The sequence below is a fragment of the Marinobacter zhanjiangensis genome (genome assembly GCF_014651935.1).
In the GTDB taxonomy this organism is placed as follows: domain Bacteria; phylum Pseudomonadota; class Gammaproteobacteria; order Pseudomonadales; family Oleiphilaceae; genus Marinobacter; species Marinobacter zhanjiangensis.
The window spans coordinates 205,346-230,902 of sequence record NZ_BMXV01000007.1 but is presented as its reverse complement, the minus strand read 5'-3'; the positions used below and the strand labels follow the sequence as shown (position 1 = coordinate 230,902).

General features: G+C 61.7%; 24 protein-coding genes. 15 read left to right on the top strand and 9 right to left on the bottom strand.

What is annotated here, in order from left to right:
• Window positions 1–466: 466 nt before the first annotated feature.
• The 6 genes from IE079_RS15470 to IE079_RS15445 are packed head-to-tail and all read left to right on the top strand — an operon-like array spanning window position 467 to window position 6,281.
• Window positions 467–3,274 carry a monovalent cation/H+ antiporter subunit A gene (locus IE079_RS15470; RefSeq protein WP_189577687.1) on the top strand — a complete coding sequence of 936 codons (2,808 nt, stop codon included), beginning with the start codon at window positions 467–469 and terminating at the stop codon, window positions 3,272–3,274.
• A 3-nt stretch (window positions 3,275–3,277) separates the two neighbouring features.
• Window positions 3,278–3,658, top strand: coding sequence for a Na+/H+ antiporter subunit C (locus tag IE079_RS15465; RefSeq protein WP_189577686.1), 381 nt, complete (start codon window positions 3,278–3,280; stop codon window positions 3,656–3,658).
• Window positions 3,655–5,175 carry a monovalent cation/H+ antiporter subunit D gene (locus tag IE079_RS15460; RefSeq protein ID WP_189577685.1) on the top strand — a complete coding sequence of 507 codons (1,521 nt, stop codon included), beginning with the start codon at window positions 3,655–3,657 and terminating at the stop codon, window positions 5,173–5,175. The genes IE079_RS15465 and IE079_RS15460 overlap by 4 nt, the downstream gene beginning before the upstream one ends.
• Window positions 5,172–5,663: a Na+/H+ antiporter subunit E gene (locus IE079_RS15455; RefSeq protein WP_189577684.1), complete on the top strand. Its 492-nt coding sequence runs from the start codon at window positions 5,172–5,174 to the stop codon at window positions 5,661–5,663. The genes IE079_RS15460 and IE079_RS15455 overlap by 4 nt, the downstream gene beginning before the upstream one ends.
• A complete protein-coding gene (locus IE079_RS15450; protein WP_189577683.1) occupies window positions 5,660–5,929 on the top strand; it encodes a K+/H+ antiporter subunit F in 270 nt (89 codons plus the stop codon). The genes IE079_RS15455 and IE079_RS15450 overlap by 4 nt, the downstream gene beginning before the upstream one ends.
• A gap of 10 nt (window positions 5,930–5,939) precedes the next feature.
• The gene (locus IE079_RS15445) at window positions 5,940–6,281 is read left to right on the top strand and encodes a Na+/H+ antiporter subunit G (protein WP_227712540.1); all 342 of its coding nucleotides are present in this window, start codon (window positions 5,940–5,942) and stop codon (window positions 6,279–6,281) included.
• Here IE079_RS15445 and IE079_RS15440 read toward each other — a convergent pair whose 3' ends face one another.
• From IE079_RS15440 to IE079_RS15415, 6 genes are all read right to left on the bottom strand, one after another.
• Entirely contained in the window at window positions 6,282–7,538 is a 1,257-nt protein-coding gene (locus tag IE079_RS15440; protein WP_189577682.1) for a D-amino acid dehydrogenase, read from the bottom strand. It lies immediately after the preceding gene.
• 118 nt (window positions 7,539–7,656) lie between these two features.
• On the bottom strand, window positions 7,657–8,013 hold the full coding sequence (locus tag IE079_RS15435) for a translation initiation factor Sui1 (RefSeq protein ID WP_189577681.1): 357 nt from the start codon (window positions 8,011–8,013) through the stop codon (window positions 7,657–7,659).
• Window positions 8,014–8,036: 23 nt separating this feature from the next.
• Window positions 8,037–8,573, bottom strand: coding sequence for a DUF4136 domain-containing protein (locus IE079_RS15430; protein WP_227712539.1), 537 nt, complete (start codon window positions 8,571–8,573; stop codon window positions 8,037–8,039).
• 69 nt (window positions 8,574–8,642) lie between these two features.
• Window positions 8,643–9,257, bottom strand: coding sequence for an IMPACT family protein (locus tag IE079_RS15425; RefSeq protein ID WP_189577680.1), 615 nt, complete (start codon window positions 9,255–9,257; stop codon window positions 8,643–8,645).
• A complete protein-coding gene (locus tag IE079_RS15420) occupies window positions 9,254–10,627 on the bottom strand; it encodes a sensor histidine kinase (protein WP_227712538.1) in 1,374 nt (457 codons plus the stop codon). The genes IE079_RS15425 and IE079_RS15420 overlap by 4 nt, the downstream gene beginning before the upstream one ends.
• A gap of 15 nt (window positions 10,628–10,642) precedes the next feature.
• Entirely contained in the window at window positions 10,643–11,350 is a 708-nt protein-coding gene (locus tag IE079_RS15415; protein ID WP_189577679.1) for a response regulator transcription factor, read from the bottom strand.
• A 236-nt stretch (window positions 11,351–11,586) separates the two neighbouring features.
• Between IE079_RS15415 and IE079_RS15410 the strand changes: the two genes are divergently transcribed.
• The gene (locus tag IE079_RS15410) at window positions 11,587–12,747 is read left to right on the top strand and encodes a GNAT family N-acetyltransferase (RefSeq protein ID WP_189577678.1); all 1,161 of its coding nucleotides are present in this window, start codon (window positions 11,587–11,589) and stop codon (window positions 12,745–12,747) included.
• Here the strand turns inward: IE079_RS15410 and IE079_RS15405 are convergent.
• Window positions 12,738–14,126: a nicotinate phosphoribosyltransferase gene (locus tag IE079_RS15405; RefSeq protein ID WP_227712537.1), complete on the bottom strand. Its 1,389-nt coding sequence runs from the start codon at window positions 14,124–14,126 to the stop codon at window positions 12,738–12,740. The two genes, IE079_RS15410 and IE079_RS15405, sit on opposite strands and share 10 nt — an antisense overlap.
• A gap of 60 nt (window positions 14,127–14,186) precedes the next feature.
• Window positions 14,187–14,741: an isochorismatase family protein gene (locus IE079_RS15400; RefSeq protein ID WP_189577677.1), complete on the bottom strand. Its 555-nt coding sequence runs from the start codon at window positions 14,739–14,741 to the stop codon at window positions 14,187–14,189.
• A gap of 857 nt (window positions 14,742–15,598) precedes the next feature.
• Here IE079_RS15400 and IE079_RS18990 point away from each other — a divergent pair.
• From IE079_RS18990 to IE079_RS15370, 6 genes are all read left to right on the top strand, one after another.
• Window positions 15,599–15,895: a ComEA family DNA-binding protein gene (locus IE079_RS18990; RefSeq protein WP_189577676.1), complete on the top strand. Its 297-nt coding sequence runs from the start codon at window positions 15,599–15,601 to the stop codon at window positions 15,893–15,895.
• Between the two features lie 163 nt (window positions 15,896–16,058).
• Window positions 16,059–16,838, top strand: coding sequence for a (Fe-S)-binding protein (locus IE079_RS15390; RefSeq protein WP_189577675.1), 780 nt, complete (start codon window positions 16,059–16,061; stop codon window positions 16,836–16,838).
• Entirely contained in the window at window positions 16,835–18,268 is a 1,434-nt protein-coding gene (locus IE079_RS15385; protein WP_189577674.1) for a LutB/LldF family L-lactate oxidation iron-sulfur protein, read from the top strand. Before IE079_RS15390 ends, IE079_RS15385 begins: the two co-directional genes overlap by 4 nt.
• The gene (locus IE079_RS15380) at window positions 18,265–18,915 is read left to right on the top strand and encodes a LutC/YkgG family protein (protein ID WP_189577673.1); all 651 of its coding nucleotides are present in this window, start codon (window positions 18,265–18,267) and stop codon (window positions 18,913–18,915) included. Before IE079_RS15385 ends, IE079_RS15380 begins: the two co-directional genes overlap by 4 nt.
• Complete coding sequence (locus IE079_RS15375; protein WP_189577672.1) at window positions 18,912–19,829, top strand: DMT family transporter; 918 nt, start codon at window positions 18,912–18,914, stop codon at window positions 19,827–19,829. Before IE079_RS15380 ends, IE079_RS15375 begins: the two co-directional genes overlap by 4 nt.
• A 26-nt stretch (window positions 19,830–19,855) precedes the next feature.
• Window positions 19,856–21,409 (top strand): hypothetical protein, encoded by a 1,554-nt coding sequence (locus tag IE079_RS15370; RefSeq protein ID WP_189577671.1) that lies wholly within the window; start codon window positions 19,856–19,858, stop codon window positions 21,407–21,409.
• Between the two features lie 57 nt (window positions 21,410–21,466).
• Here IE079_RS15370 and gloA read toward each other — a convergent pair whose 3' ends face one another.
• Window positions 21,467–22,015 (bottom strand): lactoylglutathione lyase, encoded by a 549-nt coding sequence (gloA, locus tag IE079_RS15365; protein WP_189577670.1) that lies wholly within the window; start codon window positions 22,013–22,015, stop codon window positions 21,467–21,469.
• A gap of 209 nt (window positions 22,016–22,224) precedes the next feature.
• Here gloA and IE079_RS15360 point away from each other — a divergent pair, with 209 nt between their 5' ends.
• Complete coding sequence (locus IE079_RS15360) at window positions 22,225–23,268, top strand: lysylphosphatidylglycerol synthase transmembrane domain-containing protein (protein ID WP_189577669.1); 1,044 nt, start codon at window positions 22,225–22,227, stop codon at window positions 23,266–23,268.
• A complete protein-coding gene (locus tag IE079_RS15355) occupies window positions 23,265–25,514 on the top strand; it encodes a glycosyltransferase (RefSeq protein ID WP_189577668.1) in 2,250 nt (749 codons plus the stop codon). The genes IE079_RS15360 and IE079_RS15355 overlap by 4 nt, the downstream gene beginning before the upstream one ends.
• Window positions 25,515–25,557 lie beyond the last annotated feature (43 nt).

Here is a 25,557-nt window from a genome sequence, read left to right as displayed (position 1 = left end):
GTGCGCCTCGCCCGAATATCTGCACCGGATTGAAGCAGAAAATGCACTCAGGGTTCACAAATGGTGCGCAGTCAAATAGCGTGAACCATTTCGAAGCAAGCTCTTGGCGAATGCTTCATCAGGTCCACCTATAATCGCGATAGGCAAGGCGATAACTTGACCTGCGTCAGGTGCCACGTATGATCTTGTCCGTGCACCCATAAGGAGTCTCAATGATTCTTCAGCCCCGTTCTGCCAAACTCCGGCCAACGCCCGGTATGAACCCGGCCCTGTCGCACGTGCCCGCCATATACCTCAGCGGTCGCCTGCCCTATTTTCCGGACCCACCCGCAACTGCCCGATAAGCGCGTTGTTGCCGTCAACCCTTGACTGCAATACTGTCCCTAACGGGTAGTAACAGGATTTCAGGGCGAGAACCGGGCTCCGGTCTCTCCACCGATCAGAAGAACGGACAAAAGAGGTTGCGATGACACTGTCGCTGGTGGTGCTACTACCGTTTCTCGGGGCCATTGCGGCGCCCCTGTTCGCCCAGGCCGGTCGAACCGCCATTGCCATAGCCTCCTCGGTGCCGGCGCTACTGGCACTGGCCACTCTGTTCCCCATGTGGAGCACCCTGGCAGAGGGCGGCGCCATCGTTCAGACACTGGAGTGGCTGCCGCAGCTGGGCATCAACTTCAGCTTCCGGCTGGACGGCCTGTCGCTGATGTTCGCGCTGCTGATCCTGCTGATCGGGCTGCTGATCATCCTTTATGCCCGCTACTACCTGAAGCCCAGCGAGAACATTGGCAAGTTCTACGCCATGCTGCTGTGCTTCATGGGTTCCATGCTCGGTATCGTGCTGTCCAGCAATCTGTTGCTGATGATGGTGTTCTGGGAGCTCACCAGCCTGACCTCGTTCCTGCTGATCAGTTTCTGGAACCACAAGCAGGATGCCCGGCGTGGCGCCCGCATGGCCCTGGCGATCACGGGCGGTGGTGGCCTGGCGTTGCTGGCGGGTATCCTGCTGATCGGTCGTATTGTCGGCTCCTTCGAGCTGGACGTGGTGCTGGCCGCCGGCGATCAGATCAAGGCTCACGCCCTCTACCCCTATGCGCTGACCCTGGTGCTGCTGGGCGCGTTCACCAAATCCGCCCAGTTCCCGTTCCATTTCTGGCTGCCCCACGCCATGCAGGCGCCGACGCCGGTATCCGCGTACCTGCACTCCGCCACCATGGTGAAGGCGGGTATCTTCCTGATGGCGCGACTGTATCCGGCGCTGGCCGGCACCGAGCAATGGTTCTTCATGGTCAGCTTCACCGGCATGGCCACCCTGCTGATCGGCGCCTATGTGGCGCTGTTCAAGCATGACCTCAAGGGCCTGCTGGCGTACTCCACCGTCAGTCACCTGGGCCTGATCACGCTGCTGCTGGGCATGGGCACCAAGCTGGCGGCGGTAGCGGCGCTGTTCCATATCATCAACCACGCCATCTTCAAGGCCTCGCTGTTCATGGCCGCCGGCATCATCGACCACGAGACCGGCTCCCGCGACATGCGCCAGATCAACGGCCTCTGGCACTTCATGCCCCACACCGCCACGCTGGCGATGGTGGCGGCGGCGTCCATGGCCGGGGTGCCATTGCTGAATGGCTTCCTGTCCAAGGAGATGTTCTTTGCCGAGGCCCTGAGCCTGAACCTGCCCGGTATCTGGGCATGGGTTCCGCCCATCGTGGCCACGCTGGCGGGTATCTTCGCGGTGGCCTATTCAGCCCGCTTTATTCACGATGTATTTTTCAACGGTGCGCCCCGTAACCTGCCCATCTACCCGCCTCATGAGCCGCCCCGGTACATGAAGATTCCCGTAGAAATCCTGGTGGTGGCCTGCATCCTGGTGGGCGTGTTTCCGGCGTTCTCGGTGGGCCCGCTGCTGCAGGCCGCGGCTTCCGCGACCCTGGGTGGCGAGGTGCCGGATTATGGCCTGGCGGTGTTCCACGGCTTCAACCTGCCGCTGATGATGAGTCTTGCGGCGTTTGTAGGCGGCCTGCTCATGTATTCCCAGCGCCATAAGCTCTTCGAGTTCCATGCCCGTTTCCGGGAGATCGACGAGAAGGCGGTTTTCGAGGCAGTGGTGTCCTGGGTGGTGGAACGGGCCAGGAGCCTGACCGCGCTGCTGGAGAACGGCTCGCTGCAACGCTACGCCACGCTGCTGGTGCTCAGCGCCGTGGTGGTCGCCCTGGCACCCCTGTGGGGCATGACCCTGATCGGCAGCGATGGCCTGACGCCCATTGACTGGCCCACGGCCATTGGTGCTGCCATTCTGATCTTCTGCACTTTTGCCACGGTCTATATCCGCCGGGAGCGGCTGACCTCGCTGATCATGCTCAGCGTGGTGGGGCTGTTCGTGTCACTGACCTTTGCGCGTCTTTCCGCGCCGGATCTGGCCATGACCCAGATTTCGGTGGAGGTGGTAACCATCGTGCTGCTGATGCTGGCACTGTTCTACCTGCCCTCCTGGACCCCGTCCGAAGACTCGAAGGCCCGCCACGTGCGTGACCTGACCCTTGCCGGCGTGGCCGGTCTGGGGATGGCGGCCGTCACGCTGGCCATGCTGACCAGCCCGTTCAGTTCCATTTCCGACTATTTCATCGAGAACAGCAAGCCCGGGGGCGGCGGCACCAACGTGGTCAACGTGATTCTGGTGGACTTCCGGGGCTTCGATACCCTGGGCGAAATCACCGTGCTGGCGATTGCCGCGCTGGGCATCTACGCCATGCTGCGCAACCGCGAACTGCAGGCGCCATCCACCGACGGCCAGGGCCATCCCTGGGCCTTTGACGCCCACCCCACCATGCTCAAACAGATGTCACGGCCTCTGCTGCCGCTGGCGCTGATGGTGTCTGCGTACATCTTCCTGCGCGGCCATAACCTGCCCGGTGGCGGGTTCATTGCCGGCCTGATTACCGCCATCGCCCTGCTGATCCAGTACATTGCCAGCGGCAACCACTGGACCCAGGCAAGGGTCAACCTGCGCTATCACAACGTACTGGCCCTGGGGCTGTTCTTCGCCACCGTCGCCGGTGCCGCCAGCCTGATGTTTGACTACCCGTTCCTGACCTCCACGTTCACGTATCTGACGTGGCCAGTGGTGGGCAAATTCGAGGTCGCCTCGGCGCTGGTCTTCGACCTCGGGGTGTACCTGACAGTGGTGGGTGCGACCCTGCTGGCTCTGGTCAGCCTGGGCAAGCTGACACCCACTGGCCGGCCCATGAGTCGAACCGAAGCACGGCAGGAGTCGTAACCCATGGAAATCGCCTACGCACTGATTATCGGGACACTGACGTTCGCCGGGGTCTACCTGGTGCTTCGCGCCCGTACCTTCCCGGTGGTGGTGGGGCTTACCCTGCTTTCCTACGGCGTTAACCTGTTCCTGTTTTCCAGCGGGCGCCTGATGACCGGCGGCCAGCCGATCATCGGCAGCACCGAGGTCTATTCCGACCCCCTGCCCCAGGCACTGGTGCTGACCGCCATCGTGATCGGCTTTGCCATGACCGCCTTTGCGGTCGTCCTGGCCCTGCGCGCAAAGGCCGACACGGATGATGACCACGTCGACGGCACGCGCCGCACCGATCTGCCAGAAGAAGCCAAGCACACCAACCCGCCCCGGGAGGAGACCGGCCAATGAACCACTGGCTTATCGCGCCGATCCTGATTCCGCTGATTGGCGGCTTCCTGCAGGTGTTCATGGGCTACGCGCCTCTGAGACTGCGTCGTACCCTGGGGCTGATCACCACCGGCCTGCTGCTGGCAAGTACCATCATCCTGCTGATGATGGCCGCCGATGGCAGTTACCGGGTGTACGCCTTCGGTAACTGGGCGCCCCCCTTCGGCATCGTGATGGTGCTCGACCGGCTGGCAGCACTGATGCTGTTCATGACAGCACTGCTGGGGCTTTTCAGCCATCTCTATTCCATGGGGCGCACCGACGTGGACAGCCGCCAGTTCCACGCCCTGTTCCTGTTCCAGCTTATGGGCCTGAACATCGCCTTCCTGACCGGCGACCTGTTCAACCTGTTTGTTGCCTTTGAGGTGTTACTGATTGCCTCCTACGGCCTGCTGCTCCACGGCGACGGCAAGCAGCGCACGATTCCGGGGCTGCATTATGTGGTGCTCAACCTGATCGGCTCGGCCATGTTCCTGGTCGCCGTGGGCATGATCTACAGCGTCACCGGCACCCTCAACATGGCAGACCTGGCGGTGACCATTCCCACCCTGGCTGCCGACAAGCTGCCCCTGGTGGAGGCCGGTGGCATGATCCTGCTGGTGGTGTTCGCCCTCAAGGCCGCGCTGATTCCGCTGACCTTCTGGCTGCCGAAGGCCTATGCCGCCGCTACGGCACCGGTGGCGGCCCTGTTCGCGGTAATGACCAAGGTGGGGGTTTACGCGATCATCCGCGTTTACACGCTGATCTTCGGTGAAAATGCCGGCGCCCTGGCCCACCTTGGCATGGACTGGATATTCCCGCTGGCGCTGCTGACGATAGTGCTGGGGATGATTGGCATGATTGGCTCCGCCGGTCTGCGCACGCTGGTCGCCTGGCAGGTGGTGGTCTCCGTGGGCACCATTCTGGCAGCGTTTTCGCTGCTCAACGAAGCCGGTCTGTCGGCCGCCCTGTTCTATCTGGTGCATACCACCTGGGTAGCCGCCGGCCTGTTCCTGGTGGTGGATATGATCGCTGCCCAGCGGGGGTCTGCGACCGACAAGATCGTGACCGCCCCGCGCATGCCCAACCGCACGTTTATCAGCGTGATGTTCATGCTGGGCGCCGTCTCCGCCACCGGCCTTCCGCCGCTCAGCGGCTTCTTCGCCAAGCTGCTGATCATGAACGCGGCTACCCCGGGTGTGGCGATGGCGGCGCTGTGGGCGGTAATCCTGCTGTCCGGGTTCATATCCCTGGTGGCCTACAGTCGCGCGGGCAGTATCGTGTTCTGGCGCAACGTTGAAGGTCACATCAACAACCCGGAGAAACTGACCTTCCCCCACACGGTCGGCGCGGGCGCCCTGATTGCCATGAGTATTGCCATCGTGGTGGCCGCCGGTCCATTGAGCGATTACACCGATGCCACCGCCGAGCAACTGCGGGACGCATCCGCCTATACCAGCATACTGGACGCCAGAATGGTCGGGGAGGACGAATCATGACTGCTGAACGTCTGGGCTTTCCGCAGCCCTGGCTGACTGTTGCCCTGTTTGTGGTATGGCAATTCCTGGCAGATGGGGTGTCCGGCGCCAGTGTGGTAATGGGCCTGATTCTGGCCATTGTCATTCCGCAGATTACGCACCGGTTCTGGCCTGACCATCCCCGCCTGAGCAGGCCCTGGGTTCTGGTGCGTTACCTGGTGGTCGTTTTTTATGACATTATCGTTGCCAGTATCACGGTGACGATTCTGATCCTGAACCCCCGTCGCCCGCGGCCGGCATTCGTGTCCTATCCGCTGACGCTGAACCACCCCCTGGGCGTTACCATACTGGCGAGCACCATCTCGCTGACGCCGGGCACGGTCAGCAGCGATGTCAGCGATGACGGCAGGCTGTTGCTGATTCACGCGCTGGATGTGGATGATGAGGCCGAGCTGATCCGCACAATCCATGAGCGTTATGAGAAGCCTCTGCTGGAGATGTTCCAATGATCACCATTGCTCTCTACGTAACTCTTGCCATGGTCTCTGCCGCCGCCCTGCTCAATGTGTATCGACTGGTGAAGGGGCCGGATGCACCGGACCGTATCCTGGCGCTGGACACGCTGTACATTAACGGCATAGCACTGGTGATCCTGCTGGATGTGGCCCTGGGTACCCGTCTGTATCTGGAAGTGGCCCTGTTAATGGCCATTATGGGCTTTGTGGGTACCGTGGCCCTGGCAAAATACCTCAAACGCGGCAGCGTCATCGAATAAGGAGCGCACCATGGGTTCATTGCATCCCGTCGCCGAATGGATTGTCAGCCTGCTGCTGTTGGCTGGCGGCTTCTTCACACTGGTCGGCGCCATCGGCCTGGTCCGGTTACCGGACTTCTACGCCCGCCTGCATGGCCCCACCAAGGCCACAACCCTGGGTGTGGGCAGCGTGGTCATTGCCTCAATGCTGTACTTCACGCTGTCGACCGGCGAAATTGCCATTACCGAGATACTGATTACGGCGTTTCTGTTCCTGACGGCACCGGTCAGCGCCAACTTCCTGGCCAAGGCGGCCATGCATTTGAATGTGGAACGTTCGGAGGAAACCCGGGGGCAGCCCTGGGAGCAGTGATTACAGGCCAGTAAAGTCGAAGTCCAACTCTGGTTTCCGGCCCGAAACGATATCGGCAAGCGAGGCAGCAGACCCACAGGAGTGGGTCCACCCCAGGGTCCCGTGTCCGGTATTCAGGTACAGATTATTTAATGGACTCTTGCCGACATAGGGAACGTTCGAGGGCGTGGCAGGCCGCAGGCCGGTCCAGAATTCGCACTGATCCCAGTAGGCTCCCTCCGGCATGATCTCCGCGGCCCGGCGCACAATAGCGTTGCACCGGACCAGATTGAGATCCCGGTCATAACCGGCCAGCTCGGCGGTACCGGCAATCCGTAAGCGATTACCCAGGCGTGAATAAACCAGCTTGTACTCATCATCCGTCAGGCTTACCTGGAATGCCGCCTCCTCGTTTTTCACCGGCGCGGTAATGGAATAGCCCTTGGCCGGATAGATATTGAGGAAGAAACCCAGCTTGCGGGCGAAGTGGGCGCTATAGCTGCCCAGGCTCAGCACATAGCTATCCATGCGCAAGGTGCGATGGCAGCCATCCGGGCCAATGACACCAACGCCCTGAACACTGTCACGGGTATTCTCGAAGCCGACCACCTCGGTGTCATAGAAGAATTCCACCCCGGCTTTCTCCGCCTTCTTTGCCAGCTCCTGGGTGAACTTGCGGGCATCGCCGGATTCATCTTCCTGAGTGAACGTGGCCCCGGCAATACGGTTGGCGATGGGCTTCAGGGCCGGTTCCAGTTCCAGCGCCCTGTCAGCACCGATAATCTGCCGGTCGCAGCCCAGGTCCTGCATGATGCGGGTAGGCTCGCGGGCGGCATCGAATTCCTTCTCGCTGGTGTAGAAGTGCAGGATGCCCTTCTCCAGGTGATCATAGTCCAGCACCAACTCGCTTCTCAGGGCCTGTAGCTGACTGCGGCTGTATATGCCCAGATTGACCATCTGACGGATGTTCCAGGCCGCACGCTTCGAGGTGCACTGGGTCAGGAACTTCAGGCCCCAGATCCACTGGGCCGGGTCCAGCTTCAGCCTGAACAGCAAGGGTGCGTCGGGCTGATTCAGCCACTTCAGCACCTTCAGCGGCGCCGACGGATTGGCCCAGGGTTCGGCATGGGACACGGAGATCTGGCCGCCGTTGGCGTAGCTGGTCTCGGTCCCCGCGCGGGGCTGACGATCCACCACGGTCACGTCGTGGCCAGCCTGTTTCAGATACCATGCGGTGGTCACACCAACAACACCGGCGCCCATCACCAGTACGTGCATATCCGATCCCCTGTCTGTTCTGGAAGTACAGAGCCCGACCAGGGTTGCGAATACCCTGACCAATCAACAAAGCCCTGAGAGAAAAGTCTGTGCGAGAAGCTGCTGAGCCCGGCCAGTATTATCCGCCGGCCCGTTTCACTGTCCAGCCCTGTTCCTGCAGGATCGGGACCAGAATGTCCCGCTGGTCGCCCTGGATCTCCACCACATTGTCCTTGACGGTGCCGCCGGTGCCGCATTTGGCCTTGAGCTTCTTGGCGAAGTCCTTGAGTTCCTTGCCCGCCAGCGGAATGCCGGTTACCAGGGTAACTCCCTTGCCTTTGCGGCCCTTGGTCTCACGGCTGACCCGCACTACACCATCACCAGCCGGTTCTGGCTGCGCCTTGCAGGTGCACTGGTCCAGAGGGTTGCGGCATTCCGGGCACATGCGGCCCTGCTCGGTGGAAAATACCAGGCCGCCGGTTCCGCGTTTTTTCACATCATCTCCTGTAATCCGCTGATTCACTCGGGAGGATAACGGCTGAACATGTCGGCGACCACCTCATTGATCAGCTTCTGGCGGGTTTCCGGGGACTGGTTCTGGTTCAGGTAACGCTTGCTGGTGCCGCGCCACACTACCTTGTCGGTCGAGGTATCCACCAGGTCAATGATCAACTGGCCTTCCTGCACTTCCCGCACCGGGGGTGCCGTGGAGATGCCCCAGCCAAAGTTTCCGCGCCCCAGGCCAAAACCGTAGGAAAACCCGGAGGTATCCAGCCGTTCCACGTCATCAATCTGATAACTGACCAGAAGGTCTGCGGACCCGGCGTCGGTCCGGGTCAGCGCCTTGGCCTCAAGCTCGCGGCTGACAGCAGCCTCCACACGGGAACTGTCCAGAGTGGTGTAGCGATTGTCCTCGCTGGGGCCAAACGCCCAGGTCTGGTAGCTGTCATAGGAAGCGCCGGCGTCGTAATCGGTGACCACATTGGATGCGCAGCCCGTCATCAGGACGGCCAGGGCGACAAGCAGCAGGGCCATGCGCGGCATTGAGCGATCCATAATAGACCTCCGGTTCAGAAGTACGTCCTTTGTTTCTGTTTTACGGTCATTGCTCCGGGCTGGTTTGGCTCACCCGGTCACCGTATCGTAATGGTAATCCAGCTGATTGGCCTCACAAAACGAGACCAGGGAATCCACCGCCGGTTCCGGCAGGTGCACCGTCATGGTGACGCCTTCACCGTACACCGTTTCCGCCGGCGTCGCCTCATGCTGTTCGCACCAGTGCCGCAGGGGCTGTTCAAGAGCAAACGGAAGCGTGACCACCACCTGCTCCATGGGCTGGTTTACCTCCCGCTCCACGGCGGAAAGGACCGATTCCGCGGCGCCGGCATAGGCTCGCACCAGCCCCCCGGCCCCCAGCTTGATACCACCAAAGTAGCGGATCACGATCACCGCCACATCGCCCATGTCTTTGTGCTGGATAACATTGAGGATGGGCTTGCCCGCCGTGCCCGAGGGCTCGCCGTCGTCATTCATGGCGGCCTCCGCTGCCGAGCCAGGCGTGCCGATCTGGTAGGCCCAACACACATGGCGGGCATCGGGATGCTCCTGCCAGGCCTGCTGCACCAGAGCCTTGACCTGCTCCCGGGCATGCACCGGGGCGACCCGGGCGATGAAACGACTCTTGCGGACCTCGGTTTCCTTTTCCAGGAAGCCTGCCGGTATGGGGTATCCCTGGCTCATGAACGGCTCCGTGAATAGCTTTCACCAAGGCCGGGATCATCGGGGCCAGTGAACACCGGCAGCCAGAGCCGGATCTGCAGGCCACCCCCGGCCACATTACGGGCCTCGATACGACCATCATGGGAGGCGATGATATCACTGGCAATGGCGAGCCCCAGGCCCCAGCCCTTGCCACTGCGGGCCCGGTCAGCGCGGTAGAAGGGCTCGAACAGGTGGGGCAGCATATCGTCCGGCGCCCCGGGACCCTGGTCGGTGATGGTGCAATAAAGCTGATCACCTTCCCGCGTCAGCCTGACCGTCACGGCCTTGCCCGGCGGGGTGTAATCAAGGGCGTTCTGAATAATGTTATCGAGCCCCCGGCGCAACAGCTCACCACTGGCCAGCACCGTGACCTGCTGGCAGTCCGGGTCGGCCTCGAAGTGACAGTCCACACGGCGGTGTTCCGCATAGTCGGCGGCGTCACGGAGCACATCGTTGATGGCATGAACGATCTGCACCGGCTCCCGCTCAAGACCGTCACCGCCGCCGCTGGACACCCGGTAGAGGGTGAGGATCTGGCCGGTCATCTCCTCCAGGCGTTCATTCTGGCGCTGAATGCTGGCCAGCAATTCCGTCTCGATGCCACTGTCCGCTGCCAGCTCGATAGCCACCCGCTGGCGGGCCAGGGGCGTACGCAGATCATGGGAAATATCCCGCATCAGCTGCTTCTGCCGGTCCAGCAGTTCGCACAGGCGCTCGGTCATGGCATTGAAGGCCCGGGCCGTCAGTCCGATTTCGTCCCGGCGGCGGGCAATACGGTCGTTGACCCGCAGGCTCAGGTCGCCGCCGGCGATGGCCTGGGCAGTACTTTCCATGTGTCGCAATGGCCGCGACACCAGCCGGGCAATCCACCAGCAGGCAAAGGTCAGCAGGATGACCCCCAGGGACAGCTCCAGCGCCCGGGCCACCCCCGGGGAAATACGCCCTTCACGGCTCGACCGGGGCCAGGCCACCAGGCGCTGGTTTTCGCTTACTTCTATCACCGCGGGTTTTCGGTGGTACCAGGCGCGCATGCGTTCCCGCACCGAGTCCGGCAGCTCGCTCTGGGCCTCGTCCACATCCACCAGCATCAGGTGCAGGTCCAGTTCCTCACCCTTGGACCGAAGGTAGCGCCAGAACGCGCCACGGTCCTCACCCTGCTCCAGGCGGACGGCCTCAATGGCGACATCACGAAGGCTCTCCAGATCCTCGATAGCTTCCCGCTCCCGGTCCAGCAGCTCCCGGGTCACCAGGTTGCTGAGCACCACGGCCGACGCCAGCGCCAGCCAGATCAGCAGGAAGATCCGCCAGAACAGCGGAAACATGAAGGGGCGCTTGCCATTGATGTTCAAGAAAACTCCTGGAGGTCAGTCAGTTGCCGTGACATCAGTTTCCGTCACCCGGTAGCTGTAACCCAGCCCGCGCACGGTTTCAATGCGGGAGGGATCCTCCGGGCCCAGCTTGCGGCGCAGGTTGCTGATGTGCATGTCCAGGGTGCGGTCGTAGGCTGCCAGGCGCCGCCCCAGGGCCCACTGCATCAGGTCGGTCTTGCGAACCACACTGCCGGCATGGGCCAGCAGCACCTGCAGCACCTCGTATTCGGTAGCGGTAAGATCGACGGGGTCGCCCCGCAGAAGAACCCGGCGCTGTTCCGGCTCCACCCGCAGGTCGCCGAATACCCGGTCAGCCTGCACGTCCGTCTGATGATCCCAGGCCACCCGCCGCAGCACCGCCTGTATGCGGGCCACCAGTTCCCGCGGGTTGCAGGGCTTGGGGATATAATCGTCGGCACCCACCTCGAAACCCACGATACGGTCGGTTTCATCACCCCGGGCGGTCAGTAGCAGCACCGGCAGGTGATTACGGGCGCGCAGCTCCCGCAGCACATCCAGGCCGGACATGTCGGGCAGCATGATGTCCAGCACCACAATGTCAGTCATCCCCTCGGCGGCCAGGGCAAGGCCATCGCCACCACTCTCCGCTTCACGCACCTCGAACCCCTGCCCGGTCAGATAGCGGGCCAGCAGGGTGCGCAGCTCTTCATCGTCTTCTACCAGTAAAATCCGGTTCTGCATCAAACACTCCTCCAGCAAACCATATCACCCTGCCAAGCCGCAGCGCAGCCCCCACCGGGCATTTACGGATTTTTTACCACCGTCTGACAGGAGTAGATTCCCCGGGCGCCCGGGAAGCTTGAAGGACCGTGCGAAAATACTGATGGGGAGTGATCAGCCCGCCGCTTCTGTCGTAGAGTAGTGGCAATGACATTTCACCACCGCCAGCTCCGCGCGGTCACTTTCGTGGACGACTTATGACAGAACAACCTGCCTCTTCCGGGCTAGATATCCTGACGGTGGATGCCATTTCCGCCATTGGCCGCGATGACTGGAACCGCTTTGCCGGCACCGGCAACCCACTGGTCGGCTATGACTTTCTGGAAGCTCTGGAGGCCAGCGGCTCGGTGTCTGCGGATACCGGATGGCAGCCCTGTCACCTCAGGTTCTATCTGGACGGCCACTGGATCGGCGTGGCACCGGCCTATCTCAAGAGCCATTCCATGGGCGAATACGTATTCGACTGGGCCTGGGCCGATGCCTGGCAGCGCCACGGGCTGCCCTACTACCCGAAGCTGGTGATAACCGTTCCATTCACGCCCTGCCAGGGGCCGCGACTAATGCTTGCTGACCCGGCACGGGCCGATCTCGACCCGGAGCAGATCCACCAGGCCCTGGACCGCCTGATGGCGCAACAGGCCGCGCATTCCTGGCACCTGCTGTTTCCCGACGCCGCCGACCAGGCACTGCTTGCCCATCCTGATGCCCTGCACCGAGAGGGATGCCAGTTCCACTGGTTCAACCGGGACTTCAACAGCTTCGACGATTTCCTGGCGCAGCTTACCTCCCGCAAACGCAAGTCCATCAAGCGGGAACGTCGCCAGGTGGAGGAACAGGGCATCACTTTCGAACACTGGGCCGGCGACAACCTGCCCGATGTGGTGCTGGACGACTTCTTCCTGTTCTACAACGCCACCTACCTCAAGCGTGGCATGCCCCCCTACCTGAACCGGGATTTCTTCATACGGCTGGCCCGCCACCTGGGGAACCGGCTACGAATCATCACCGCGGTCCGCGAGGGCCAGCGGATTGCCTCGGCGCTGTTCATCCTGAGCGAGACAACCCTTTTCGGGCGCTACTGGGGCTGCCTGGAGGACTACAACCATCTGCATTTCGAGACCTGCTACTATCAGGGCATCGACCTGGCCATCCACGAGGGCCTGTCGCGGTTCGACGCCGGGGCTCAGGGCGAGCACAAGCTGGTGCGGGGCTTCGAGCCCGTGACCACCCACTCCTGGCACAGTGTGGCCCATCCCGGCTTCCGGGAGGCCGTGGCAAACTTCTGCGAGGAGGAAGCCGAGGACGTGGCGGCCTACCGGGAAGCCGCCCTGAACGCCCTGCCCTTCCGTCAGTCCTGATCCTGGTAATGCCATTCCTGCAGTTGAGCAATCCTCTCCAGGGCCTGTGCCTGCTTCTCTTCCAGCGACTCGCTCAAGCGGACGGGGTAAGCCTGATCAGCCAGTGCCAGTTGTTTCTGTTGATCCGGAAGGGACGCCACCGCCTCACGGGTGTAGCGGACCTGATCCTCCAGCGGTGCAATAGCATCCCTCAGCAACCGGCCATCCGCCATCAACGGCTGCAGTAGCGGGGTACCTTCCCCTTCTTCACTGGCTTCCACAATCAGGTCACCCTGCATGCGACCATCCCCGCCGAACCGACGGAACACCTGTTTCGGACAGGGCCAGGAACGCTTGCCGGTGGACTTCTTCATGCGTGGTTCGCCCTGGTAGGCGGTAAGCTTGTAGGCCAGCTCAATGGCCGGGGCATCATTGGCCACGCCGATCGCAGTGCCCACCCCGAACCCATCGATGGGGGCACCGGCGGCCACCAATGATTCAATCTGGTATTCGTCCAGCCCCCCGCTGGCCATGATGCGAATGTGGTCGAGGCCCGCTTCATCCAGTATCTGGCGACAGTCCCGGGCTTCCTCCCCAAGGTCGCCGGAGTCCAGGCGGATACCGCCGATATCCACATCCGGATTGTCCTTCAGCCAGCGGGCAATATTCCTGACCGCACCCCGGGTATCGTAGGTATCCACCAGCAGCGTGGTCCCCGGGTACAGTTCCGCATACATGCGGAAGGCGGCCATTTCATCCTCACAGGCCTGCACAAAACTGTGGGCCATGGTGCCCTTGACCGGAAGTCCGAAGTCAGTGCCTGCCTGAATATTGCTGGTACCTGACAGGCCGGCGACACGATAGGCACGAACGCCACGCCAGGCGGCATCCAGCCCGTGCATGCGGCGCATGCCAAAGTCCACCACCGGGCGACCGTCTGCCGCCAGCACAAGGCGTACTGCCTTGGAGGCCAGGGTCGACTCCAGATGCACATAGTTCATGACCAGGCTTTCCAGCATCTGTGCCTCGGCCACCGGCGCACGGATTTCCAGCAGCGGTTCCTGCGGGAACAACGGTGTACCCTCCGGCACCGCCCTGACCGATCCGGTGAAGCGCCATTGCCTGAGCCAGTCAAGGAACCCGCTTTCAAATCGGTTCAAGTCCTCAAGACGACGGATGTGTTCATCCGTGAACCGCAAGGACTCAATCACCCGAGCCACCTGCTGCTGGCCACAGGCCAGGACGAAATTGCGGTGTTCAGGCAGCTTGCGGAAAAACAGGCTGAAAACCGCATCATCATCCATGCCAAATCGCCAGTAGGCCTGGGCCATGGCCAGTTCGTACAGATCAACAAGCAGGGGCAAATCCTGTTCCCTGAGCATCAGTGATGGCTCTGCCATTAAATCGCTCCTCGGAGAAATGAATCGGGATATATCACATACCGGTCAGCCCGGGAGTCATCAGTCCCGGACCAGATTGACGCCTCCGCCCGCGAGCGATTCCAGCACTTTGCTGCCTTCGTCGCGATCAACAGCCCGCGTACCATCGACCAGAAGATCCACCTCGAACCCCAGCTTGCGGGCATCACGAACCGTGGCCTGCACGCAAACATCCAGTGCCAGGCCCGCCACTACCAGCTTCTGTATATTGTGGCGGTTCAGATACTTATCCAGCTCTGTGCCGTCGAAGGCCGAGTAGGCATCGGTTTCGAAGGCGGTACCCTTGCTTACCCGAACAGTATCTGGTGGCAGCAACATGTGCGGATGGAAGTCAGCACCATGGGTATCCTGCACGCAATGCTCCGGCCAGGGGCCACCACGGGACTCAAAGCTGCAGTGCTCCAACGGATGCCAGTCACGGGTGGCGACAACAGGCCAGCCACGCTCCTGCGCCAGAGTGATCCAGTGATTGACCGTGCTGAAGATGGACTCGCTGTCCGGAACCGCCAGCGCGCCACCCTCGCAGAAGTCATTCTGGATATCGACCAGCAGCAGGGCTGTTTGTTGCTCACTCATGGGAATCTCCTTTACCTGAACCATCCTGACATTAACGATATGTCTTCATTAATCAGCATGGGGGTAAATGATGAAATGCTCAAGACCCTTCGATTGAATACCCCCATGCGGTTCGGAGCCGAACCAGCACACGTATCTGCCAGAACGTGACGCAGGTCCCACGCCCTCAAAACACCACAAAAAAATATCCTATATTATTGTTTTTAAATGATTATTTTTACTTCTGACGTCACTCTTTCAGGCCACCAAAGGCACACCGGACCGATGCTTACAAACCTGTAAGCTTTATCCTACACGCCCTGGCTGCAATGTCTGATTTCCCGGCAACCGTCAATCCGTAGAATGGCTCCTGTACACGGAAGTCACCAACGGAATGCAACGGAACTGACTGAGCGTAGGGAAAGCGTAGTCAAGGAGTGAGGGCTACTGCAGGGAGTGTAGCAGCGGATCGGGCAGGGAATCGCTTACCGCCGGCCAGGACGGCCAGCGGAGCATGGATGCTCAAGGGATTGACGACAGGTATTGTCGCCCAGGGAGTCGGGCAGTGCCGAAGGAACCGGCATCGGGTCTGGTCGCGGACAAGGGTCACACGGACTGTGGCCCCAGCCGTGGGCCCGTCTTTTTCTTCCCCCGTTTTCGCCTTCATTTACCCGCGTTTGCACCAACTTTCCCTCAGGGCCTGACCGGTCAGAACAGGCATCCCTGGTTCGTTGTACATGGTTGGCAACCTTTATGTGGTGGTTTGTCGCGGTTCCGTGATGATGCCCGGGAGTCTGCGCGGGAACGCCATCCGGTGGTCGCGGTCGGTCGCTCCGGCATTCAGAACCAAACCATCACAAACCGAGATAGTGCGAATCATGAAACAGACGAAACAACTTTTTGCCTCACTGATACTGATATTCAGCCTTTTCGCCATGCAGGCGCCAGCGTGGGCCGAGGAACCTGCCGAAGCCCAGGCCCAGGTGGTCAATATCAATACTGCCACGGCGACGGAGCTGACCCGGCTGGACGGCATTGGCGAAACCAAGGCACTGGCCATTATCGCTGACCGCGATACCAATGGCCCATTCGAATCCGAGGGCGATCTCACCCGGGTGCGAGGCATTGGTGATGTCACGGTGGAGAAAAACGCCGACCGCATCACCACCCGCTGAGCTTTATGCCCCGCCGGATGGCGGGGCTTTTTTTGCGTTTCCGAACCCCGTCAGAACCTTCCCCGGCACCCGCCAGCCATCGACCTGAGCCAAAAGTCGTCTGGACACAGACCACGGCTGCCCCTATCGTTGTTATCAACGATTCACCCTCAGATCTGCAGACATGGCCGACACCCTGAAGCTGTACCCGACCAGGCCCGACAAGGTCTATTTCTACGGCACCTGCCTGGTGGACCTGTTCTACCCGGAAGCCGGCATGGCGGGCATACGCCTGCTGGAGCGGGAAGGTATCGAGGTCATTTTCCCCCAGGAACAGACCTGCTGCGGTCAGCCTGCCTATACGTCCGGCTACCACGACGAGGCCCGGGCAGTAGCACGGCGGCAATTGTCACTGTTTCCGCAGGATTACCCCATTGTGGTCCCCTCCGGTTCCTGCGGCGGCATGATGCGACAGCACTACCCACAACTGTTCCGGGACACCGACGACCAGGAGCGAGCCATCGGAGTCGCTGACCGGGTCTGGGAACTGACGGATTTCCTGCTCAATGTCTGCCATATCCGCCTGCAGGACCTGGGCAAGCCAGTCACCGTTGCCATGCACACCTCCTGCTCGGCGCGGCGTGAACTGGGGCTTGGCGGCACCGGCCCGGCGCTGCTGTCGCAACTGGACAATGTCACCCTGGTGGAACAGGCCCGGGCCGAAGAATGCTGCGGCTTCGGCGGCACCTTTGCGGTACGCCACCCGGAAATCTCCGGCGCCATGGTCTCCGAGAAAGTGTCGACACTCACCGACACCGGGGCGCGCGAGTTTGTCACCACCGACTGCGGCTGCCTGATGAACATCGCCGGTTATGCGGAAAAACAGGACGCTCCCCTGGAGGGCCAGCACATCCTCAGTTTCCTCTGGGACCGCACGTCCCATGACGAAGGAGGTAGCCAATGAACGAGCAGAAGGCCTCCGATACCGTGGATGTACGGGAATTCCACCCCCGCGCCCGTGCCGCGCTCGCCGATCCGCAGATCCGCCAGAACTTTCGCAGCGCCATGGATGGCCTGATGGGCAAGCGCCGGACAGCCTTTGAAGGCTGGGACCTGGAAGCACTGCGAACGCTGGGTGCCAGTGTGCGCCAGAATGCCCTGGCACACCTGCCTGACCTGCTCGAACAACTGGAAGCAAGGCTCACGGCCAACGGCATTCGCGTGCACTGGGCACTGGATGGCGACGAGGCCTGTCGCATTGTCACCGACATCTGCCGGGCACGGGACGCCCACAGTGTGATCAAGGGCAAGTCCATGGTGAGCGAGGAAATGCATCTCAACCACCACCTGGAACAGCATGGTATCGACGCCCTGGAATCCGACCTGGGTGAGTACCTTGTCCAGCTGGCCGGGGAAACGCCCTCTCACATCATCATGCCGGCCATCCACAAGAACACCGGCGAGATTTCCGAGCTGATGCATGACCGCACCGGCACCGAGCGCTCCACCGACGTGGAGTACCTCACCGCCAGCGCCCGCCAGCAGTTGCGGGAAAAGTTCATGAACGCGGATGTGGGCATTTCCGGGGTCAACTTCGCGGTGGCGGAAACCGGTACACTGTGTCTGGTGGAAAACGAGGGCAACGGTCGCATGACCACCACGGTACCGCCCTGCCACATCGCGGTGACCGGTATCGAGAAAGTGGTGCCCACGCTGGCTGACATGTCCGCCCTGCTGGCCCTGCTGACCCGCTCCGCCACCGGCCAGCACATCACCACCTATTTCAACATGATCTCCGGCCCCCGCCGGGGCGAGGAACTGGACGGTCCGGAAGAGGTGCACGTGGTACTGGTGGACAATGGCCGCTCCGGCATCTACCAGGATGACGAGCTGATAGACACCCTGCGCTGCATCCGCTGCGGCGCCTGCATGAACCACTGCCCGGTGTATACCCGTGTCGGCGGCCATGCCTATGGCACCACCTATCCCGGGCCCATTGGCAAGATTCTGATGCCTCACCTGATCGGTCTGGATGAAGGCCGCCACCTGCCCAGCGCTTCGAGCCTGTGCGGCGCCTGCGGCGAAGTCTGCCCGGTGAAGATCCCGATACCGGATTTGCTGGTACGGCTGCGCCGGGAATCGGTAGATGGTGATCGGCTGCATCCGTCGGTGGTCCGGGGCCATGGTGCCAAACGCAGTACAGCAGAAGCCCTGGCCTGGAAAACCTGGCAATGGGTGCACGCCCACCCGGCGGCCTATCGCCTGGGCACTGCCGCAGCCAGCCATCTGCGAGCCCTCCAGCCCGACCGGCTGGGGGCCTGGACGCAATACCGCAGTGCCCCGAAACTCGCTGCCCGCACCCTGCACCAGCAGGTGAAGGATCGCCGCTCATGAGCGCCCGGGACACGATCCTGCAACGCCTGCGCAACCGGACCGGCGACCAGCTGCCAACGCCGGAACGCGACTTCACGGCCATGGAGCGCCCCGACTGGAGCACCGGGGACAAGCTGGCCCGTTTCCGCAGTGCCATGGAGCCGGTGCACGGGGAGATCCATAACTGCCGGGGTGGCGACTGGGTGGCGACCCTGTCCGGATTACTGTCGGATCGACGGGTGTCGCGCATGCTGGTGGGCAGCGGTGCCGAACCTCTGGCCACCCTGCGCGCCTCGACGCAGGAGCTGCCGGACATCCTGGTCTACGACGAGCCGGTGGAAAACTGGCAGCAACACCTGTTCAACGACGTGGATGCGGGCCTGACCACCACCCGGGGAGGCATCGCCGAGACCGGCTCCCTGATCCTCTGGCCCACGGCGGAAGAACCCCGGCTCACCAGCCTGGTGCCGCCCATCCACGTTGCCCTGCTGAAAGCCTCAGAGCTTTTTGGCACCCTGCGGGAGGCCATGGCCGCGCAGCAGTGGAGCCATGGCATGCCCACCAACGCCCTGCTGGTATCCGGGCCTTCCAAGACCGCGGACATCGAGCAAACACTGGCTTACGGGGTCCACGGCCCCCGGGAACTGATTGTACTGGTCGTGGAATGATTCGCGGCGCCCTGCTCATTGCCTTTGCCGCCTTGCTGTGGGCCACCACCAGCATTGTCGCCAAATTCCTGTTTGCCGCTACCGACCTGCAACCCCTGACCCTGGGCCTGTTACGGCTGGTGGTGGCACTGCCGTTCTTCTGGCTGCTGATGAAGCGGGAGCTGGACCAGGCCTCCGCCAGCGCCAGCGGGCCAAAACGCCTGTGGCCCTCGCTGACGTCCAAAGGCCTGCTGGTGCTTGCCAGCCTGGGCCTGTTCCAGGCCTTCTACCAGGGCAGTTACCTGATGGCGGTGGACATGATCGGCGCCGGCATCGCCACGCTGATTTCCCTGTGCCTGCCGCCGGTGCTGGTGGCGATACTGGCCGCCCCATTGCTGGGGGAAAAGCCCAGACTGGTCACCGTAATCGCACTGGTGGCAGCCATTGCCGGTACCGGCATGCTGGTGGCCAGTGATATTGAAACCGCCGGCGCCCTCCGGCTGGCAGGCATTCTGACGGCCTTGCTGGCCGCCATCGTCTACACCGGGTTCAACATGACCAGCCGCTACAACTCCGCCGGTACACCAGTATTCACCACGGCGTTTGTCTGTTTCCTGGTGGCCGCGCTTCTGCTGCTGCCGGTGGTGTGGTTAAGCGGTGGATTTGCAGACCTGGCCAGCCTGGAACTTAAAGACTGGCTGATGGTGACCTATATTGGAGTTGTCCCCACCTGCCTGGGGTATGTGTGTTTCTTTACCGGGATGAAAAACACACCGGCCACGCTGTCGAGCATTATTGTCACCCTGGAGCCCCTGTTCGTGGCCCTGCTGGCGTGGTTGATCCTGGGCGAAATCCTGGGCGCCACCGGCATTGCCGGCGCTATTATCCTGACCCTGGCGGTAATCGTAGCTTCCGCCAGCAGTCGTAGAACATAGAAGGGTAAGGAGTAAACCACCGCACCATGCAGACAAAACCAACGCAGGAAGAGCAGCTGGAGGGCGTTGCCTTCCCACGGGATGAAGCCAGCGGACACCGGAGCACCTCGGAGGCGTCCCGAACCATTCTTGCCGCCGCGGCCAGTGCGGTTTCCGGGGAGGCGGCCGATGCCATCCGTCAGACCCGAAACTGGCGCAAAGGTTATGTGGGGCACTTCCATCGACTGGTTGAACTGGGACTGACCAGCCCCGAAGCGGCAGTGGCTATTGCCCGTGCCGGGCTAGCAGCCACCCGGGAAGCCTTTGTGTTTCATGGAGACCGGGGCGACCTGCCCATCGATGCCGCCATGACACAGCCGTGGGACGAACTGAGGACCCTGACCATCAACGGTCGCAGTACCGAAGGCCCGGCACCCTGGACGGTGCCCCTGGATGGAGAACAGCTCTCCGGGGACCGGTTACGGGTGCAGCTGGAGCGCTGGGTCTGCCGGGGCGTGATGGAGCCTTCGGCCGCCGATGCCCTGCACCGTTGCCTGGATAACCCCGACTGGTTCGACCTGTCAGACCACACCTTTGCCCTGCTCGGGGCAGCGTCGGAGGCCGGCCCTCTGGGCTGGTTTGCACGCTGGCGCGCTCGCCTGGTGGCCGTGGATGTGCCGGCGGCCGGCCCATGGAACCGGATACTGCAGGAAGTCCGTGAAGGTAACGGTGTGCTCTACGCGCCCGTCGACAGCCAGTCAGCACTGACCGAAGAGGATCTTCACCATGGCTGGAAGGAAGGCCTCGGCGCCAACCTGCTGACCCGGACCCCGGCCATTGCCCGCTGGCTTGCCAGCTTCGACACGCCGCTGGATGTGGGCTGCCTGGCCTATCTGCATGGTGAAAAGCACACCCGGGTGTCGGTGGCCATGGATGCCATTGCCGATGCGTTGCAGCAGGCCAACCCGGACACCAGTATCGCCTACATGGCCACCCCCACCGACAGTTTCGCGGTACCGGAGACGGTCGCGAAACGGGTAATGGCGGCCTGGCGGGACCGTTCGCTGGTGAGCAAGGCGACTCAATGGCCCATGGGCAACCATGCCTTCGCCCCGGGCATCACCCGGCTCTATGAATGCAACAACGGTAAGCGCTACGGCATTGTCGACAGTACCATCACCCAACAGGGGCCCAACTACGCCCTGGCCAAGCGGCTGCAGCAATGGCGGGCAACCGTGGCGCGAGCGGACGGGCGCGATGCGGTCATGAACATCGCCCCATCCACCACCACACGGTCGGTAGTCAGCAACCCGGCCCTGGCGGCGGGTTTTGCCGGTGCCGATCTGTTCAACGTGGAAGTCTTTGCGCCGGAAACCACCAATGCCCTGATGGCAGCGCTGTGGGTGCATGAACTGAGGCATGACAAGTCAGCCTCAAAGGCGGGCAACACCCTGGATCACCCCTACGAACTGTTCATGGACAACGCCATTCATGGTGGCCTGTGGTCGGTGCCCTACCTGCCGCGGACCGTACTGCCCTTTGCCGCCGCGGCCGGCTTCGTTCGCCAGCACCTGCCCGGGCGCAAGAAACAGAGTGGTTGATAAGGCCGGAACCAGGGTGTTCCGGCCCGCTAACTCAGTAGCTGCGACTGGGTGCCCTCAGCTGTCCTTGCGCTGGCGTTCCATCATGTCCGGTTGCAGGATTTCGATCCAGTAGCCATCCGGGTCCTTGATGAACGCAAGGCCTTTCATCTTGCCGTCGTCCGGACGTTTCACGAAATCGACGCCCAGCTTTTCAAAACGATCACAGGCGGCGTAAACATCCGGCACTGCCACGCCGATATGGCCAAAGCCCTGGGGCTCGTCATTGCCATTGTGGTACTGGAAGTCGTCGTCATCTTCGGTGCCCCAGTTATGGGTCAGCTCCAGCATGGCTTCGCGGCCGAAGATGAAGGTGGTCCGGTGGCCGTCATCCCCCGGTACCATCTGGGCCTGACGGTCATCCAGATAGGCCAGGAAGTACAGGGTGAACTTCATCTCCGGGAAGTCCAGCTTGCGCACCAGACGCATGCCCATCACCCGGGTGTAGAAATCCATGGACCGCTCGGGGTCCTTGATGCGCAGCATGGTCTGGTTGAATACGTAGCCTTCGGTTTCCGGCACTACCGCGTCATGCAGGCCAGGGGCCTGCTCAAAATGTCGGGGCATGGATTGGCTCCAGTGTGGACGTGAGTTTCACCTGATACTAATACCTGCGAGTGCAACGGCCGGATTTCAAGGGCGGGAAGGACGCTGGCAACCGATAGCCCCCGAGGGCTAAACTGTGCGCTGCTTTTACGGATACGCTGACAGCAGGGCTGTGGCCTTTACCAGCGGTTTTCCAGCACTTTCAGCGACTCCCCAACGGATAAGGACACATGGCGAACCCTCAGCGACCGTCCACCTCGGGCCGGCGACTGCTTGTCTTTACGCTGCTGTTCCTGGCCCTGACCGGTGCCGGGTTGTGGGTGGTCTATCAGCAGTTCGCTGATCGCAGCCTGACCTTCGACTGGCGCCTGCTGTCACCCTGGACCATAACAACCGTGGGCGGGTTGCTGGTGGTGTATTTCGCCAGCGATGGCCTTCGTCTCTACTTCACCCTGAGGGCGCTGGGCTACCAGGTTCGCCTGAGAGCTATCGCCCGCCTGGTGTTCGTCAACATCTTCTTTTCCAATGTCACGCCCATGGCTACCGGCGGCGGCTTTGCACAGATCTGGTACCTGCAGCGGGAAGGGGTTCCGCTGGGGTTTGCCACCGCCGCCACCACCATCCGCACGGTGCTGGCCGTGGTGTTCATCTTTTCCCTGGCACCGGTGTTCCTGATGACCCTGCCAGCCCTGAAAAATCAGCCACTGCTGGGCCAGGTCAGCTGGATACTGTCACTGTTGATTGTCCTCTACCTGGCTTTCTTCACGGTGGTGCTGTTCCGCACCCGCTGGCTGATAGGGCCCCTGACGGGTCTGCTGACACTGCTTGACCGCTGGCATCTGATCAGCCCGCAGCGGCACCGTCGCTGGCAGTTCAAGGCGCGGCGGGAAATGATGCGCTTCTCCCGCAGTTTCGGTTACTACCTGCGCGGCGATCGCCGCTGGGTGCTGCTGTCGGTGCTGTTTACCGCCCTTTTCCTGCTGAGCCTGTTCAGCTTTCCCTGGCTCATTATCACCGGCCTGGATTACGATGTGTCGTGGCTGAATACCCTGGGTCTGCTGGTGGTGACCACGTTTATCATGTATTTCTCGCCCACACCGGGTGCCTCCGGCATTTCCGAGGGGGTATTCGGCAGTTTCTTCAGTGGCATTCTGGGAGGCAATCACCTGGTACTGGTTACCGTAGCCTGGCGGGTGGTGACCATCTACCTGGGGATGTTGATCGGGCTGGTGCTGTTACAGAGGGACCTGGCAAGGAGTCACAGCAAAAAATGATCCGCAACCCGCTCAAGTGGCTGTTTTACTTCAACGTCGCCGTGGTGGTCCTGCTGCTCGCCTACAAGGCCTACCTGAACTATTTCCTGCCGGAGTTCGAGGGCGTACACACCCAGCAGGTGGAGGCCATTCACCAGGCGCTGGATGAGCGCGACAGCTATCGTTTTGCGGTGGCGGGCAACATCAACAACTCGGTGGGCATGTTCGAGAACCGCATCATACCCCGCATCAATAACAGTGACGCTCAGTTCCTGGTGTCAGCGGGCAATGCCGTCAGCAACGGCGGCGAGGACAAGTACCAGGCCCTCTACGGCACCCTTGGCAAGCTCGACATCCCCTATCTGCTGACTTTTGGTGAAAACGAGCACAGCACGTTCGGCAGCTACCGGTTCTACGAACACTTCGGCCCCCACTATTTCAGTATCCGGGTGGCTGACACCCGTTTCATATTTCTGGACAGCACCGGCAAGACGCCCTGGCGCTGGCAGGTGCGGTGGTTGAGAGACCTGCTGGAGGAGGATAGCTCGAAACACCGGATCGTATTCGTGGGACACCCTCTGTTCAAAGCGGACGACGACCTGCTTTTCGACGATGAAGACGACTACCTGCAACCGCAAGCCTTCCGGGATGAGCTTCTGGACCTGTTCGGGCAGCACCGTGTAGAGCTGGTGTTCTCCGCCAATGTCGCCACCTGGTCCGAGCGTGAGGTGGACGGCACACGGTTTATCACCACCGGCGGCGCGGGCGGCCTGGTGCTCAATACCGATAACAGCTTCTACCACTACCTGATGGTAACGGTGTCGGAGGACGGTCTCCGCACTGACCTGGAGCGGGTGGGAACCCGTCAGCACCCGGTACTGAAACATCTGGAAGGGCTGTGGTTCTTCGTCTACTCGCTGTTCTACACCGGCTTCCTGAACTTCGTGCTGATCGTCAGTGTGCTGATCATCCTCGCCATCAAGCTCTACACCGTGGTGTTCCGCGGACGCGACTACTACCCCAACTATGACCTGGACCCCACGCCCTTTCTCAAGCAGCCCCTGAAAGTCACCATGTTCACCAACAACTACCTGCCATTCATTGGTGGTGTACCCATTTCTATCGAGCGTCTCCGCAAAGGGTTACAGAAGCTCGGCGACCAGGTGCAGGTAGTCGCCCCCGCCTACCAGGACCAGCCAGAGCAGGAAAAACAGGTTCTGCGGGTGCCGTCACTGCTCGCCATGGGGGCGCATCGCGAATTCCGCATGGCCAACATCTTCCTGGGGCGTATCCGGCGAGGGGTACGTGAGTTCCGGCCGGATGTCATCCACCTGCACCACCCTTTCTGGCTTGGCTCCCTGGGGCTGTTCATGGCCCGGGTGCTCAACGTGCCGGCGGTGTACACCTACCATACCCGGCTTGAGCACTACGCCCATTTTGTGCCGTTGCCAGGGCTGCTGTTCCGTAACCTGATTTCCCACGCCCTGATCAAGCGCTTTGCCAGCCGCTGCGACGGGGTGATCGTGCCCACCTACTCCACCGAGGAATACCTGCGCATGATCGGTGTAAAGACGCCCACCTACGTCCAGCCCACAGGCATTGAATATGAACGCTTCCGCCAGGTCAGCGACAGCGAGATTGAGGCCCTGCGTCAACGGCTGAAACTGTCGCGGGACACCCGGATTTTTGTCAGCGTGGCGCGCCTGTCCAACGAGAAGAACATCGACTTCATGATCGATGCCCTGGCGGACCTCCGCAAACAATGCGATACGCCTTTTCACTTCCTGATGATTGGTGACGGTCACCAGCGCGAACGTTTACAGGCGCGGGTCACCGAACTGGGCATGGACGGTAACATCACCCTGGTGGGCCCTGTACCACCCGACGAGATGGCCCTCTGGTACCGGCTGGGGGACGCCTTCCTGTTCGCCTCCAAGTCGGAAACCCAGGGCATGGTGATTCTGGAAGCCATGGCGGCCGGCCTGCCGGTGGTGGCAGTGCGTTCCAGTGGCATCGACGACGTCATCCAGCATGGTGTTAACGGCTACAAGACGCCCGAACGCCGTGACCTCTGGTGCGAAAGGGTAAAACAGCTGCTGGAGGATGACGACCTGCGGCAGCAGCTGTCGGACAATGCCCTTGCCTTTGCCCACGACTACTCGGTGGAGAATTTTGCCGCCAACGTGCGGGAAATCTACGCCACCCTGCTGGCAACGCGGCGCGAGCAGGATCAGCAACGACACTTTGGCCGCTCCTCGAAAACCTGATGATTCCTCCGGCTCACCGGCGACAGTAATCGACCTGTGGCCG